The following is a 13,860-nucleotide window of genomic DNA, read 5'->3' as shown; positions in this document are numbered from 1 at the left end:
GTCCTGGAAACCGAGAAGGAGCCCGCCCAGGCACTCGTTGATGCGGCTGCCCACCACCAGCAGCTGAGCATGGGCCGCCGCATCAACGAGTGCCTGGGCGGGCTCCTTCTCGGTTTCCAGGACCTTGTGCACCACCAGGTCCGGGTAATCCTCCCGGAGGCCGGAGACCGCTTCGGAAAGGACAATCTGTTCCTCTTCAACAATCAGTTCGGCAAGGCTGCTGGTGGGAAGGCCTGACCTGACCCAGCGGTTGGGGCCGCTGAAGGCGTACAGCACGGTCAGTTCCTGCCCGTGCCGGTCTGCCTCAGCCGCGGCAAAGGCGACTGCCTGCGTTGATTCCTCCGAGCCGTCAACGCCTACCAGCACTCCGCTGCGTCCCTGCAGGTCATGCATGCCGACGACGGCGACGGGACACTTGGCGGCGGCGGCCACCTGAAGCGCCCGGTCAGTCAGCGAGCCGCCCAGATGGGTGCCGCCGGACCCCACCACCAGCATGGCCACTTTGCCCGAATACTTGCCCAGCGCCCCGGCAACGCTGCCTTCAAGGACCTTGGTGGTGATATCGATCGGCACGGTGCCCCGGACCCGCCCTGCGGCGGTCTCCAGGAGCTCTTCGCCCTTCTCCAGCAGCACGCCGGTCCAGGGGATCGGCTCGGCAACCCAGCGGATGTCAACGACGTGCAGGATGATCAGGGGCAGGCCGGCGCTGGCTGCGCGCTGTGCCGCCCAGGTCACCGCCGCCTGGCTTTGCTCGGAATCGTTCGTGGCGACGGCGATCGGTTTGGACATTAACACGGCTGGCCTCTCTGTTGGCTGGGCTTCCAGCCTGCGGTGCGGCGGTCAGGACCTGTAGGGCCAAAGGTCACCCAAGGCCGGCTAGAAACTGGAGGAGCTGCCTGAACCGGAGAAGCTCCCGCCGCTGCTGCCATAGCCCGTGGTGCCGCCGCCGCGGGCTGCGTTGACGCTCCCGACGCCGGTGTTGAAGCCTGAATTGAAGACCGGAACTGAGAAGAAGTAGTACGACGGGTAGACCGTTCCAAGAATGCTTGGTTCGTAGGTCCGGCGGCGGTGGTCCAGGCCCTCCTGCGCCTCCTGCATCTCTTTGCGCATGAGTTTGGTTTCCCGCTCGGATTTGGCAAAACCCTCGATGACGGTCTCTGCGTGGCTCTTCAGGAGTGTGGACAGGTGGGTCCGGGCATCCCGGAGGCGGTCCAGTGCCGTTTCGGGGGTGATTTTCCCGTCAGCAAGCTGGGCGGTCCAGTGCTCGATGTCGCGGATGCTCTGGTCGCGGAAGGACCGAAGGGCTGCGGCGGTGGCTGAGTCGCCTTGCCCGTTGCGTTTGCTCAACAGCTGTTCCAGTCCCGCCAGGTCGTTTCGGAACGGCGCCAGTTGCCGGTCCCAGGCTGTGGGCCAGGTGCTGCCCCGGTTCAGCAGTGCATTGCTGTCGGAGATGACGTCGTCGAGGGCATCGAGTTCCGCGGCCGCGTCGGCATACTCGCGGGCAAGTTTGAGGCTGGATCTGCGGCTCAGGGCCCTGGGGGAGAGGGCATGCACGCGGTTCGACAGTCCGGTGGCGGCGTTGTACCGGTTGAGGAACGTCCGGTGCTTCTCCAGGACGCTGCTGCCGTAGCGGGAGTCCTCGGGAATGGTACGGGCGTTCAGCTCCGTGACGTCCAGGTCAGTGCTTACGCTGGCGTAGCTCCGGTCTCCGCGTTCCACCTCCTTCCGGCTGCCGGCCCTTGTCACGGCCCTCACTATGAGCCACGCGCCCGCCCCCAGTGCGGCCAGCGCTCCGGTTACCCACGCAGTGATCACGAAGGCCGCTGAACGGTACCAGGGCTGGTTGATCAGTTCGGCACCGCGCCGGACCCCGGCGATGGTTCCGTCCGTCCATTGGGCATCCCGCAGGAGTTCCTTGGTGGCGTTCTGGATGTCATCGCGTTGTTCCAGGGAAACCTTGCGGTCTTCACCCATATAGGTGCCCACGTGCCGGCCCACCGGGTCCAGAGCGAAGATGTAGAGCCCGTCGGCCCACTTCTGCCCGTCAGCGCTGATCCACTCCGGATGCTTCGTGCGGGCAAACCTGAGGACCTCCTCATTGAGGTTGTCCGCGGCGCTGCCGTTGTAGGTGTAGACGGCAACTTTGGTGGGGGAGTAGAACTCGATCGCGTTGATAGCCGGGACCAGCGTATTGCGGTCAAGGATCCCGGCCCGGTCTTCCACCACGACGTCCACTGGAGTGACGGCGAAGGCTGCCGCGGCCCCGCCAACAAGCATGGCGAACACCACGAGCAGCAGCCTGAGGATCTTGAGCATCAGGTCACCGGCCATACGACCCGGGTCTGCCACTTCTGCGGATCGGGCTCGTCCGAGGGGCCATTCAGATAGTATTCCCACATCATTTCCGACGGCGTCTTACCCGCTGCCTTCATCCGTTCCTGGACTGCCGCATAGGTCTGCTCGAGGGTGTCGTAAGTTCCTGTATGCACCATCTCGTAGGCCTCGGTCCCGGGCAGGGTGCCGCCAACGACTGTCCCGGTGTCCGCGAAGGTGCCATTGATCGGAAAGCCTGCTTCGACGTCGACCGTTTCCGTCGGGATCCCGCGGTAGAGCGCGAAGGGCGGACCGGCCAACTGGACGTCTTGCCTGGCTGCCTCTGCGGCCACCGTGGCGTACACGCGCCCGAAGAACTCAGGCAGTGCGTCCATGGCGACGCGTTCGCGCACGACGGCGGTGGGCTGCTCAGCGCACCGGACCAATGCCGGTTCGGGACTCATGGGCTTCATAGTGACAGAGTCTGCCGGGGGAGGGGCTTTGGACAGGGCCAAAGGTCATTGGAGCGGGCATTCCGTGCGGCACCGGGTCCCCTAAGGAGTGACACTGGTCCACCTGCTCGACATCATGGATTTATGATGGTGCTCAGCTGGGATGGTCTCGAATCTGACAGCACGGAGACTTGCTGTGTAAGCGAATCCGAGTACGGCATTCAGGTTGAGAGTGCCGTCCACGCGGCTTTCGGAGAGTGCCGCTACGCACTGGTTGCTGACGATCATTGGCAGTTCCGATCGTTGTCCCTGGTGCTTGGGTCCAGATCGGTTCGCATCCAATTTGACGGCATGGTGTGGACAGTGGACGGCCGCGAGCGGCACGATCTTGAGGCAGCCCGTGAAGTGGACATCGCCGTCTCACCGCTGAGCAATACGCTGCCGATCCGGCGGCTTGCATTGGATATCGGTGAGAGTGCCGACATCACTTCCGCATATGTCGCGGTGCACGAACTCACGGTGGTAACCGACCCCCAGCGTTACACCCGTCTAGCCAAACATGAGTATCTCTATGAGTCGCGGAACTCCGACTTCCGGCGGGTGCTGACCGTTGATGAACATGGACTCGTGGTCACCTATCCGGGGCTCTTTGCTCGAAGTGGCAGATAGACGAACTCTGGCGACGGTGTGAGTGAAGATGTCCGGGCGGGAGGGGGCATTTCACCTTTACTGGTAACGGTGCATATTCGTTTTCCAACTATTCCAGTGCTTTTGAGTTGCCCATGCGAGGGCATCGTTAAGGTCCTCGGTCGCTCGCTGTGAGGGCTTCTAGGGCTCGTCGCGGAACTTCCGTTGGGCGCCAAGCCAGATCATCCATGCTCCCAGCAACCCGATTACTGAAACCAGAATTATGGGCCAGATGCCTAGCGCAATTCCGATAACCAAGAAGACAATGAGCGGCGTCGAGCCGGCGAGAGCGAAGAACTTAGCTCGTTCCTTGTAAGTCCAGATTTCGCCTCTTTTTGGAAGGATCACTTCATCTCCTCAGGCAGTAGGACGCCGACTGGTTGTGTGCTGAGACTACAAGCCGGTAGCTCGTCCGGGAAGAACCTGCTGGGTGGATCGCATCTCGGCCTTCGCGTACCGGGACCACGGTTCGGCGGCGGCTGCGGCGTGTTTTTGGGTGACTTGGTAGCTGTAGCCGAGCATTTCGGCCACGAGTGGCGCGGGCACTTCTGTGACGAGGGCGCGGAGGGATGCGTTGCGTGCACCTAGGAGTTCGATTCCGATTTCCCTGAGACGTTCCATGAGGGTGTTTGGGTGGATGTGTTGCCCGGGCCGGTATCCGGGAAACAGCCATTCGCTGCCCGAGCTGCTGCCGGTCCGCATGTTGGGGCGTGCGGCTAGGTGTGCTGTGAGCAGTGAGGCGAACGGTTCGGGCACGGGCGCTGGATCTCCTTCCGCGAGTGACAGACGCGGGCCATCAGGCGTGAGGATCACGTCGGTGCTTTTCATCGCGGCGATCTTCACGACTGGCTGGGCGTAGAGCAGCAGGAGAGTGGCGGCGACCCGGCAGTGCAGGGTGTCGATGTTGTTGGTGAGGCAGGCTTTGAGCATGGCGAGCCGCTGACCCTGGGTGAGCAGTGGCACGGTCTTGGCCTGCCGGAATCCGATGGTGATGTTGGTGCAGGTCCGGTTCTTGACCGCCCAGACGAAGAAGGTTCTGATGGCGTGCCTGGTGGTCGGGCCGTCGGCCAGCCAGGTGTCGACGTCGGCCTGGACGCAGGACGCGACGGTCCGTCCGTGGGCGAGTTTGAGCCAGGTGAGGAATTTGATGGTTTCGGTGATTTCCTGCTTCGCGCTGTGGACGGGGCCGCGGGTGGGTTTCCCGTCGGTAGATAGGCTCCTGATGCGTCGCAGGTGGTGCCACCGGGCGAAAGACTCGACGGGCCGTTGGATGTCGGCGTCGTCAACGTCCCCGAGCTTGCTGGTGAGCCACCGTTGAAAGAGAGCGAGGTAGTGGTCTCTGTTCGGGAGTAGCTTGTGGTGGGTTAGCAGGCTGCGCATGTGTTCCACCCGCAGGCTGTTTGGTTCCTCATCCAGTGCCTCGTGGCTGAGCGGGATCTCGCCGGTGGCAAGTCGTTGGAGCAGGTCGCGGACGCCGGTTTTGCGGAGCCAGGTGAGGATGCTTTCGGGGCGCTGGGCTCCGCAGAGCGCCCCAAGCAGTTTCGTCGCCGTCGCTTCCGATCCCAAAGCATCGTCGACGCGCAACAGGACGGTGAGGTCGTCCCGAAGCGAGCAACGGGCGCACGTGTTCTGGCGGTAGTGCTCGGTTTCCGAGCCGCAGCGTGAGCAGTGGTAGTCCTGGGTGATACCTGCGCAATCGACACAGACCGGTTGATCGCAGTGGGCAGCAGACCGCCCGGGAAGCATGCGCTCTATTCCGCAGCCAGGGCAGGGCCCCTGCGTGCGCATGGCGATCGTGAAGCAGGTCCCGCAGATCCTACCTTCAGGCCAACGGGCGCGGTGCCTGCCGGCTGTCCGTGAGCATCTGTCGCAGGTGAAGTCTCCTGCGGTGCGGGGTCGGCCGCGGACGGCAAGCCGCGGGGTGATCTCAGCCGTCATCGCGGATCACGCGGGCACGTTTTGGCCGGATGGCCTTGTTCAGGTCAACGACGTTGGCGTCGGAGGCGACCTTGCGGACCTTGGCGTCTGTTGCCGTGACGGTGACGAGGTCCTCGGGTCCGCAGGAGAAGATGTCGCAGAGCGCGGCGATCATCATGAGCGAGACACGTTCCGGGCGCTGGGTGACCAGCCGATAGACCTGGGAGGCAGAGAGTTCGATGCCGCGTTCCTTGAGCAGCGGGCTCAGGTCGGTGCTGTTGTGCAGTCCGCGGGCAGCCATAAGTTCGGCGAGCCGCCACCGGTAGTCGATCTCTCGTTTCATGAGGTTCAGTCTTCCATTCCGGCCAGGGCGTCCCTGATGGTCGAGTCCAGGGCGCGGCGCAGTGTTTTGACGCGGTAGTCGCTGGAAACGGACGTGTAGAGGGCCGTAGTCGATGCATGTTCGTGCCCGGCCTGGTGCTGAACAAACAGAGGGTCCATGCCGGCCTCGATCAGGTGGGTGACGTAGGAGCGGCGCAGGGAGTGGATGTCCAGACCGGGGGATAGGTCCAGGTCTTCGCAGTAGCGGTTGAACCTGCGGTTCAGCGCCGTCTCGGAAACCAGGGTTCCGCGCTCGGAGGGGAATAGGTCCACCCCGTCAGTCATGTGCCGGTGGCCGCGTTCCAGCCAGTCGGCGACGATCTCCGCCGACCAGTCAAACACCGTTAGGACGCTGCGGCGTTTCGGGGGAGACCCTTTCATGGCCTTGCCGTAGCGGACCTGCAGCACCCCGTACTTGCCGAACTCCCGGGCGTGCGGGTTTCGGGCAAAATCCACGGTCTGGAGGTGCCTGACCTCATTGCGTCGCAGGCCCCAGCTGTAGGCCACCTTGAAGAGGACGGCGTCGCGGTAGGCCGGCAGCCAGCCCTTGCGACCCAGGGTCGCGATCCGGTCCACCTCGTCGTCGGCCCGGTCAAAGAAGGCCTGCAGCTCCTGCCTGGTGAACGGGCGCCGGACAGGAGCTGACTCTGTCGCCTGGGCATGGACCGCGGTGTTCCAGTCAAAGCAGACTTGCGAAGGGTGCGTTCCGAAGTACTGTTCGCAGACCCGGTCCCAGCCATACTCAGGCGACGCTGCGTAGGCGCAGAACGCCCTCAGCGCTGCCTGGTAGCTCCGGATGGTGGACTGCGCGGCATGCTTCACGCTGCGAAGATCCCCGAAGAACTCATCCACATGGGCCGGCGTCCACTGCCACGGATACTCGTTCGTGGACTCCTGGAACCGCGTCACCAGCCGTTCTCGGCCCTCAATGGTGCCAAACGCCAAGTTGCGGCTCAACTGCTGGTTGCGCCAGCCCGTGAGCATCTGGGTGAACACGTGGTCCTCCGGGTGAAGGAAACGCACAGCGCCGAAGTCGAGCACCCGTCCCGCTGAATCGACCGCCACGAACCCTCCTGATACATTGCATTGGATGCAAGAATCATGCAATTAATGCAGAACCCGCGCAAATCCGTGGATCTGATGGCCATTCCAGCCTGATGCACACCAGCTCTTGACGGCTGCGTGGTGGACTTGCGAGTAGCCTCGGCCGACCACATCCACAGTGTTTCCGCAGGTCACGGGCACTTTTCTGCTTCAAGTGACACGACGCCGGGTGGCAACGGGCGGAGGAGGAGAGATCGTGCATCGGATGCAATAATCACGGTTCAACTTTACATAATGTAGATTATCGGCGTTAGAGTGGGACGAGTAGAAGTAGATGAGAGGACTCGTCCTACATTGCTTTTTGGTGTTCATGCAGGTCAGACGAATGCAGTGAGGCCCCGAAGCCGATGGGCATGAACGAGTGGCTTCGCGTGATGGCGCGGGCTAGCGGCGTAATCGCTCATTAGATGAGAGATTTTCGCGTACAGTTTGGTCTGTGAGTATCGAACCTGGGCGGATTCCGGCCTTTCTGACCGATGTGAATGTCGGGTTGCTGCGTGCCGAGGATCGTGTTTTCGAGGCGATGTTGGATGGCTGGCGTGCTCAGATGCTGGCGCGTGGCCTGTCGACGTCGTACATCAAGAGCTCGTGCGGAACGATCCAGCGGTTCCAGGAGCACGCGAATGAGTATCCGTGGACGTGGTCGGCGCATCACTTGGACGAGTTCCTGGCTGACCGGCGAAGCTCCGAGAAGGGCTTGGCGCTATCAACCCTGAGGGCCAATTCCGGGGCCATCAGGGCGTTCTGTTCCTATCTGACGGACGGGCGCTATGGCTGGGCGTCATTCTGCGAACGGGTCTTTTCCGACATCCCGGTACAGGTGGTCTTCGAGTGGAACTCACCCCGGCACACGACCGATGATGCTGTGCCGGCACGCCGCCGGGCGTTCACACGGACCGAACTGCAGTCGTTCTTTGACGCCGCGGACGACCTGGTCGACACCGAGTTCGCCAAGGGTTCAAAGCGCTGGCTGCCGGCGCTGAGGGACTCGACGGCGTTCAAGGTCGCCTATGCCTACGGGCTGCGTCGGCGTGAACTGGTGATGCTTGAGTACGTCGATTTCGGCCCCAACCCGCACGTTGAACAGTTCGGCCGCTTCGGAGCGCTCCAGGTGCGCTGGGCAAAGGGCACCAAGGGTTCAGGGCCCCGCCGCCGGACCGTGCTCACCGTCCCGGAGTTCGATTGGGTGGTGGGACTCCTTGAGTACTGGCTCTCCCCTGACGGCCGCAAAAGATTCCCTACCGCGGACAGGTCCGCCAGCCTGTGGCCATCGGAGCGCTCCGGCTCGACTGTTCACCGCAACTTCGACCGTTCATTCCAGCGGGTAAGGAAAATCGCGGGGCTCCCGGAAGAACTGACCCTTCACACGCTGAGGCACTCGTACGTGACGCATCTGATCGAAGCCGGCTACGACCCTCTGTTTATCCAGCAGCAGGTCGGGCACAGCTACTCCTCCACCACGGCCCTCTATACTTCCGTGTCGGCGGACTTCAAACAGAAGACCATCCAGAAAATGATCGCCCAGCGACTACGCAGCGGCGATGGCGAGGGGAACAGCCATGGCTGAACAGCGACGGATCGGCTACCGCTGGAACCTCCGGCAACTGATGGCCCAACGCAACCTCTGGAAGACCACCGAGCTGCTCCCCCTGCTCAAAGCCCGGGGCATCAACCTCTCCAACGCCCAAGTCCACCGCCTGGTCACCGGAACACCCGAACGCATTCCCGCACAGACCTTCGCAGCACTCTGTGACATCCTCGAATGCACGCCGAACGACCTCTTCGAGCCCTACGTGCAGATGCGCGCCGCTAAGACCGCCAACGCCCCGAAGAGGCCAGAAGACCTGGGCATCACTCCCGGGGCGCCGATTGCCCGCCGGATCCGGGTGCTGCCGCCGGACGAAGATGACTAGGCCCCGGAAAGCCGGCGACCCTGCGAAATGGCCGGAAGCCTGCGCCCGCTGCGCAGAACACCACAAAATCGCGGTCCGTTGGCCCGACGGCGGAATCTGCGGCTACTGCTACCAGCAAGCCAAAAGAACCCGCGGAGTCTGCGCCTGCGGCCACGAAGGGGTCTTGCCCGGTCGCGTCGGCACCCTGTCGGCCTGCCGGAAGTGCTCGGGCGTCCGCCTCAACGTCGACTGCATCGCGTGCGGCAAAGAAGACGAGCTCCACTCAGGCAATCGATGCTGGTCATGCATCCTTGCCATGACCGTCAACCGGATCCTCAGCCCGCCGGACAACCAGCCGCCCTCCCCCGAGCTCCGGGCAGTCGCCACCGCGCTGAAGTCCATGAAACGCGCCAACAGCGGTCTCACCTGGATCCAGCAGCCACACGTCACCGAGTTCCTCCAACAACTCGCCACCGAGCCTGTGATCACCCATGCCCGCCTCGACGAACTACCGGCATCGCGCACCCGCGAATACGTCCGCGGACTACTTGTCGAACACAATGCGCTGCCGCGACGCGATGAACTCAGCGCAAGGTTCAGCGACTGGGCCGAGCAGGCCCTCGACCGGATCACCAGTCCGGCCCACCGCGACATCACCCGCCGATACATTCGCTGGCACCACCTGCGCCGCATGACCCAGATGGACGAGGTCACCCGAGGAACGTTCCTGCAGGCCAAACAGGCAGTCACCGTCGCCATCGAACTGCAGAACTGGCTCAGCGAACAGGGCAACGAACTCGCCGAAGTGAACCAGGCGCACTTGGACCGATGGCAGGCAGAAGGCCCCACAACACGTGGTATCGCTTCACGCTTTCTCGACTGGGCAATCAGGACCAACCTCATCGACCCTTCCCTGAAACTGCAGCCTCACCGCCGCGGCACCAGTCCGCGCCTCGACGCGGCCGCTCAAACCGAGATCGTTGCCAACCTCAGCCACACGACTGACATGAACCCGAGAGACCGCGCGGCAGCCATCCTCATCCTGGTCTTCGGCCAGCAGGTCTCCGACATCGTCCAACTAACCTGGGACAACGTCACAGTGACAGAGGAACTCGTCACCATCACCCTCGGAACCGTCGAAATCGCACTTACACCACCGCTCGATGAGCCCTGGCGAGACCTCACGGCCACGCCAACCCATCACCAGACAGCAGCGCACCCCAACAGCAAGTGGGTATTCCGAGGCGGCTCACCCGGCCAGCACATCCAAGCCTCAACCCTCACTCAACGACTCAGCACGGCCTTCAGTAGTCGGGCAGCCAGGCTCGGAACACTTCACGAACTCACCAAACTCGCCCCCGTTGCCATCATCGCCGAAGCACTTGGCTACTCCGCGGCTACAATCGATCGCCACGCCATCGACTCGTCAGCCAACTATGCGCAATACGTCTCTGCTTTGAAATCAGCCATCTCGAGATAGAAAGCAACCGTGACAGCACCCAGGGTTGGTGAAGATAGTGAGGGCGAACTCAGACTCGCCCGCGTAGGATGGGGCCACTACGCTGAACTCGCGCTGAGAGTCTCCTTACCAAGGTGAACAGCAAGGTGACCAGAGAGGTCGACATGGCGGACGAACGAGGCTTTCGAAAGCTGATTCTTCTCTGTATTGCTGGCTTAGTCGCTGGCCTTGTCGTGACATTTATTCTCCGGGCGATTTTTCCAGAAGCAGAGATTTTATACATGACAGCTGGAGCGGCAGTCACCGCCGTGGTTGCGGTGCCGCCCCTGGCCAGATACTTCCAAAAGCGGATGTGAAGAGCGGAAGCTACACGCACAGCCCAAATTCCACAGACTTCGGTGGCGGCATCGGAAGGATCCGCGTCACCCCGCAACTGAAGGCCGCCTATCAAACACAATCGCGCCGACTGGTCCCACATCAACACGTCTCGCTGCCAGTCCATCATAAGGGCTGAAAGCGGCATCCAAGGGTTGTCCCGATCTCACATCGGACGCGGGAAATGCAGGGCTTCCTTCACGGGAAATGGCGGCGAGGTTTGCCTCGCGGGCGCGCCGTGTCCCAAATGTAACCCAAACGCCCGAGGGAAAGCGCCGCGCCGACGATTGGCTTCTTCGACAACCGAGAAGGTAACGTTTAGGTCACTGGTTGGCGCACGCGCATCACAAGGTCTCCTCAATTCTTCTGTGTGTGGTAAGTCCCAGGCGGCAGCGCCTTGCATTCGGCAGACCAGGATCCGGGCGTGACTTATCCCTGTGAGACCGCCCGTTTTCGCACCCATGAAGAGGCTTTATTTTCCATGCGCAGAAATAATCTGCTGGCCGTCGGCATGCTCTCGGTCCTGCTCGCCACCTCGGCGTGTGGCGCTGTAACCGGCGCCCCCAACTCACTCGATAAGTCTTCCGTACCGGCCGGCGCCGGGATTGAGGCCAGCGGAACTGATAAGTCCGGCGAGGTCGGCGCCTCACAGCGCGCCGCTGCCGAGAAGGCGGCAAAAGCCGCAGCAGCCGCCACGGCCGAAAAAGCCGCCGCAGCCGCCACGGCCGAAAAAGCCGCCGCAGAAGCGGCCGCCGCCGCTGAGAAAGCCACAACTGAGAAAGCGGCAGCCGAGAAAGCAGCAGCCCAGAAGGCAGCCGCCGAGGCGAAGGCTGCGGGCCCGGTACCTGCGGCGATTCCCGCACCAGCCGCCGCGGCCGCCGTCGTTCCTCCTGCTCCGAAGCCGGCGCCCGCACCCGTCCAGCCGGCGTCCTCCTCCGAGCGGATCGTCAACACCGCCTACACCACGGCATATACCTGGCACGACAACACCCCGGCCGGTTCGGTTGCCATCAGCCACCCGGTCCTGCACCAGACCGCCGGGGGCACCGGCACGTATGCGGACCCGATCACCATCGCCGTAGGGCACTCCCTCGCCACCGGCCAGGATGTGCTCGACTTCCCGGCCGGCACAAGGATTTATCTGCCGGACGTCCGCCGCTACTTCATCGTCGAAGACACCTGCGGCGACGGCAACGATCCCGAAAACGGCCCGTGCCACCAGGGCACCAACGTGCACGGCACCAACTCCAGCATCTGGATCGACATGTGGATCGGCGGGCAGAGCATGAGCTCCGCCGGGGCCGACGACTGCGCCAGCAAGGTCACGGACGTCCACACCGCCGTCTTCAACCCGGCAAGCAACTACGTGGTGGCGTCAGGGGCCGGCGTGATCCACGACGGCAAATGCGATGCCGGCTACGGCAGCGCTCTCGTGAAGCAGTAGCCGGAAACGAATAGCCGCTGGATACAGACCAGAGGCTATTGCGGGGCCGGTGCATATCCGCCGGCCCCGCTCCCGTGTCCGGCAACCGGATCGAACCGCCCACCAAGGCTGGGCATCCGCCTGCCCGGGCGGCCCTGCCATTGTCTAATCCCGGACGCTCGCCAAGAATGAACCAATGACGGTCTATCTGCGTTCACTCGAAACCGCTGTTCCGCCCACGGTGCTGGTCCAGGCGGAAGCCCGTGATGTTTTTGCCGCCCAGCCGGGCCTGACCAGACTGGGCTCGCGGCTGGTCAACACCTGCTTTGATTCAGCCGCCATCGGGACCCGCCATACGGCGGTCGAAGAAATGACCATGGATTTCCGCTCGGATGATCCCCAGTTCTTCGATCCGGCCACCGGTCTGCTGCTGAACCCCACCACGCAGGTGCGCAACGGGATCTTTGCCCGCGAGGCCACCAAACTCTTCATCGACGCCGCCCGGGCTGCCCTTGACGCCTGCCCGGACCTGACGTTGCTTGACATAACCCACGTCATTACGGTCTCCTGCACTGGCTTCTTCAACCCTGGTCCCGACTACAAGATCGTGCGGGCGCTGGGGCTGGATCCGGCCGTCCAGCGTTATCACCTGGGGTTCATGGGCTGTTATGCAGCATTCCCGGCGCTGCGGGCCGCCAAATCGTTCTGCGAGGCCGATCCCGACGCCGTTGTCCTGGTGGTGTGCGCCGAGTTGTGTTCCCTGCATGTCAGGACGTCGAACGATCCGGACACCATCATGGGCTCGGCACTGTTCGGGGACGGAGCCGCAGCCGCCATCGTGACATCCCGGGACGATCCGGAGGCACCTGCCCTGATGCAGCTGGACCACTTCGAAACAGTCCTGACGCCGGTGGGCGAAGAATCCATGGCATGGAACATCGGCGACCACGGCTTCGAAATGGTACTGGGCAACTACGTCCCCCACATCATCGATGACCACATCATCGGCGCCCTCAAACCACTGCTGGACCGGGACCCGTCGCTGAGCGGGCTCCCCTACCGGGACATCCGGCATTGGGCCATTCATCCCGGTGGCCGGAGCATCCTGGATAAGGTCCAGACCCGGCTTGAACTCACGGACCAGCAACTCGTTCCGGCGCGGGATACCCTGCGGGACTACGGCAATATGAGCAGCGCCACGGTTCTCTTTGTCCTTCGGCATATTCTGGAGCAGCCCGCGTCGGAGGGCGACGAACGGATCTGCTCCATGGCCTTCGGCCCCGGGCTCACTGTGGAGACGGGCCTGTTTACCAAGCTGCGGTCGGCGGGCGCTCCGCAGATCCTGGGAGCGGCAGCCACGGCGTCGCTGGCCTGATCCCGTGCTCCTGATGCGGCACCGCGCTGTTGACGCCATCGAAATGATGGACCGGCCGGACTGTGATCCCGTGAGGCTGGACCGGACCTACCGGCAGTTCGGCCTGGTAAACCGTCTCTTTTCCGGCTGGCGCCTGCTCTACGTCCGGGAACTGCGCCCCCTTTTGTCACCGGATCATGTCACCACCGTTCTGGACATCGGCTGCGGCGGCGGGGACATCGCCCGGCTGCTTGCCGGCTGGTCTGCCCGGGACAACCTTGAAGTGGAGATCACCGGCATCGATCCGGATGGGCGGGCCTGCGACCACGCGTCCCGGACGAAAACCCAGTCGGTGAACTTCCGGCAGGCGGCCAGCGCCGATCTTGTCCGGGAAGGACGCAGCTATGACGTGGTGATCTCCAACCACGTCCTTCACCACCTGCAGCCGGCGCAACTGGCGGCATTTCTCGCCGACTCGCAGAATCTGGCCAGCCGGCTGTGCC

At 63.2% G+C, this 13,860-nt stretch carries 14 protein-coding genes; 8 read left to right on the top strand and 6 right to left on the bottom strand.

What is annotated here, in order from left to right:
• The 3 genes from DBR22_RS19575 to DBR22_RS19565 all read right to left on the bottom strand — a co-directional run.
• A partial coding sequence (locus DBR22_RS19575; protein ID WP_308810241.1) for a universal stress protein occupies window positions 1-789 on the bottom strand: 789 nt, incomplete at its 3' end.
• A gap of 87 nt (window positions 790-876) precedes the next feature.
• Window positions 877-2,331 (bottom strand): DUF5129 domain-containing protein, encoded by a 1,455-nt coding sequence (locus tag DBR22_RS19570; RefSeq protein ID WP_258229319.1) that lies wholly within the window; start codon window positions 2,329-2,331, stop codon window positions 877-879.
• On the bottom strand, window positions 2,316-2,777 hold the full coding sequence (locus DBR22_RS19565; RefSeq protein ID WP_258229318.1) for a GyrI-like domain-containing protein: 462 nt from the start codon (window positions 2,775-2,777) through the stop codon (window positions 2,316-2,318). The genes DBR22_RS19570 and DBR22_RS19565 overlap by 16 nt, the downstream gene beginning before the upstream one ends.
• 132 nt (window positions 2,778-2,909) lie before the next feature.
• Here DBR22_RS19565 and DBR22_RS19560 point away from each other — a divergent pair, with 132 nt between their 5' ends.
• Window positions 2,910-3,434 (top strand): putative glycolipid-binding domain-containing protein, encoded by a 525-nt coding sequence (locus DBR22_RS19560; RefSeq protein ID WP_108600371.1) that lies wholly within the window; start codon window positions 2,910-2,912, stop codon window positions 3,432-3,434.
• A 411-nt stretch (window positions 3,435-3,845) separates the two neighbouring features.
• Here the strand turns inward: DBR22_RS19560 and DBR22_RS19550 are convergent, their stop codons facing one another.
• The 3 genes from DBR22_RS19550 to DBR22_RS19540 all read right to left on the bottom strand — a co-directional run bounded on the left by DBR22_RS19550 (window position 3,846) and on the right by DBR22_RS19540 (window position 6,815).
• Window positions 3,846-5,198 carry a hypothetical protein gene (locus DBR22_RS19550; RefSeq protein ID WP_258229317.1) on the bottom strand — a complete coding sequence of 451 codons (1,353 nt, stop codon included), beginning with the start codon at window positions 5,196-5,198 and terminating at the stop codon, window positions 3,846-3,848.
• A gap of 181 nt (window positions 5,199-5,379) precedes the next feature.
• Window positions 5,380-5,712, bottom strand: a complete 333-nt coding sequence (locus DBR22_RS19545) for a helix-turn-helix domain-containing protein (protein ID WP_108600369.1) — start codon at window positions 5,710-5,712, stop codon at window positions 5,380-5,382.
• Between the two features lie 5 nt (window positions 5,713-5,717).
• Window positions 5,718-6,815, bottom strand: a complete 1,098-nt coding sequence (locus tag DBR22_RS19540; protein ID WP_108600368.1) for a tyrosine-type recombinase/integrase — start codon at window positions 6,813-6,815, stop codon at window positions 5,718-5,720.
• Between the two features lie 475 nt (window positions 6,816-7,290).
• Between DBR22_RS19540 and DBR22_RS19535 the strand changes: the two genes are divergently transcribed.
• The 7 genes from DBR22_RS19535 to DBR22_RS19505 form a co-directional block, all read left to right on the top strand.
• Window positions 7,291-8,421 (top strand): tyrosine-type recombinase/integrase, encoded by a 1,131-nt coding sequence (locus DBR22_RS19535; protein ID WP_108600367.1) that lies wholly within the window; start codon window positions 7,291-7,293, stop codon window positions 8,419-8,421.
• Window positions 8,414-8,767 carry a helix-turn-helix domain-containing protein gene (locus DBR22_RS19530; RefSeq protein ID WP_014923526.1) on the top strand — a complete coding sequence of 118 codons (354 nt, stop codon included), beginning with the start codon at window positions 8,414-8,416 and terminating at the stop codon, window positions 8,765-8,767. The genes DBR22_RS19535 and DBR22_RS19530 overlap by 8 nt, the downstream gene beginning before the upstream one ends.
• Window positions 8,768-9,062: 295 nt before the next feature.
• A complete protein-coding gene (locus tag DBR22_RS19525) occupies window positions 9,063-10,226 on the top strand; it encodes a Fis family transcriptional regulator (RefSeq protein ID WP_258229316.1) in 1,164 nt (387 codons plus the stop codon).
• A 113-nt stretch (window positions 10,227-10,339) separates the two neighbouring features.
• Window positions 10,340-10,561: a hypothetical protein gene (locus DBR22_RS19520; RefSeq protein ID WP_069696870.1), complete on the top strand. Its 222-nt coding sequence runs from the start codon at window positions 10,340-10,342 to the stop codon at window positions 10,559-10,561.
• 500 nt (window positions 10,562-11,061) lie between these two features.
• Entirely contained in the window at window positions 11,062-12,024 is a 963-nt protein-coding gene (locus tag DBR22_RS24000) for a hypothetical protein (RefSeq protein WP_181365256.1), read from the top strand.
• A 175-nt stretch (window positions 12,025-12,199) separates the two neighbouring features.
• Window positions 12,200-13,378 (top strand): type III polyketide synthase, encoded by a 1,179-nt coding sequence (locus tag DBR22_RS19510; RefSeq protein ID WP_108600365.1) that lies wholly within the window; start codon window positions 12,200-12,202, stop codon window positions 13,376-13,378.
• 13 nt (window positions 13,379-13,391) lie between these two features.
• Window positions 13,392-13,860 (top strand): methyltransferase domain-containing protein (locus DBR22_RS19505; RefSeq protein WP_146187584.1); only part of this gene is annotated, 469 nt, incomplete at its 3' end.

It is taken from the genome of Arthrobacter sp. HMWF013, assembly GCF_003061105.1.
Taxonomy (GTDB): domain Bacteria; phylum Actinomycetota; class Actinomycetes; order Actinomycetales; family Micrococcaceae; genus Arthrobacter.
The sequence above is the reverse complement of the archived record's forward strand: the minus strand, read 5'-3'. Positions and strand labels throughout refer to the sequence as shown.

Excerpts from the sequence above, each read along its gene's own strand:
- DBR22_RS19570 (WP_258229319.1), bottom strand. The coding sequence starts at position 2,331 with ATGGCCGGTGACCTGATGCTCAAGATCCTCAGGCTGCTGCTCGTGGTG.
- DBR22_RS19565 (WP_258229318.1), bottom strand. The coding sequence starts at position 2,777 with ATGAGTCCCGAACCGGCATTGGTCCGGTGCGCTGAGCAGCCCACCGCC.
- DBR22_RS19560 (WP_108600371.1), top strand. The coding sequence starts at position 2,910 with ATGATGGTGCTCAGCTGGGATGGTCTCGAATCTGACAGCACGGAGACT.
- DBR22_RS19550 (WP_258229317.1), bottom strand. The coding sequence starts at position 5,198 with ATGCTTCCCGGGCGGTCTGCTGCCCACTGCGATCAACCGGTCTGTGTC.
- DBR22_RS19545 (WP_108600369.1), bottom strand. The coding sequence starts at position 5,712 with ATGAAACGAGAGATCGACTACCGGTGGCGGCTCGCCGAACTTATGGCT.
- DBR22_RS19530 (WP_014923526.1), top strand. The coding sequence starts at position 8,414 with ATGGCTGAACAGCGACGGATCGGCTACCGCTGGAACCTCCGGCAACTG.
- DBR22_RS19525 (WP_258229316.1), top strand. The coding sequence starts at position 9,063 with ATGACCGTCAACCGGATCCTCAGCCCGCCGGACAACCAGCCGCCCTCC.
- DBR22_RS24000 (WP_181365256.1), top strand. The coding sequence starts at position 11,062 with ATGCGCAGAAATAATCTGCTGGCCGTCGGCATGCTCTCGGTCCTGCTC.
- DBR22_RS19510 (WP_108600365.1), top strand. The coding sequence starts at position 12,200 with ATGACGGTCTATCTGCGTTCACTCGAAACCGCTGTTCCGCCCACGGTG.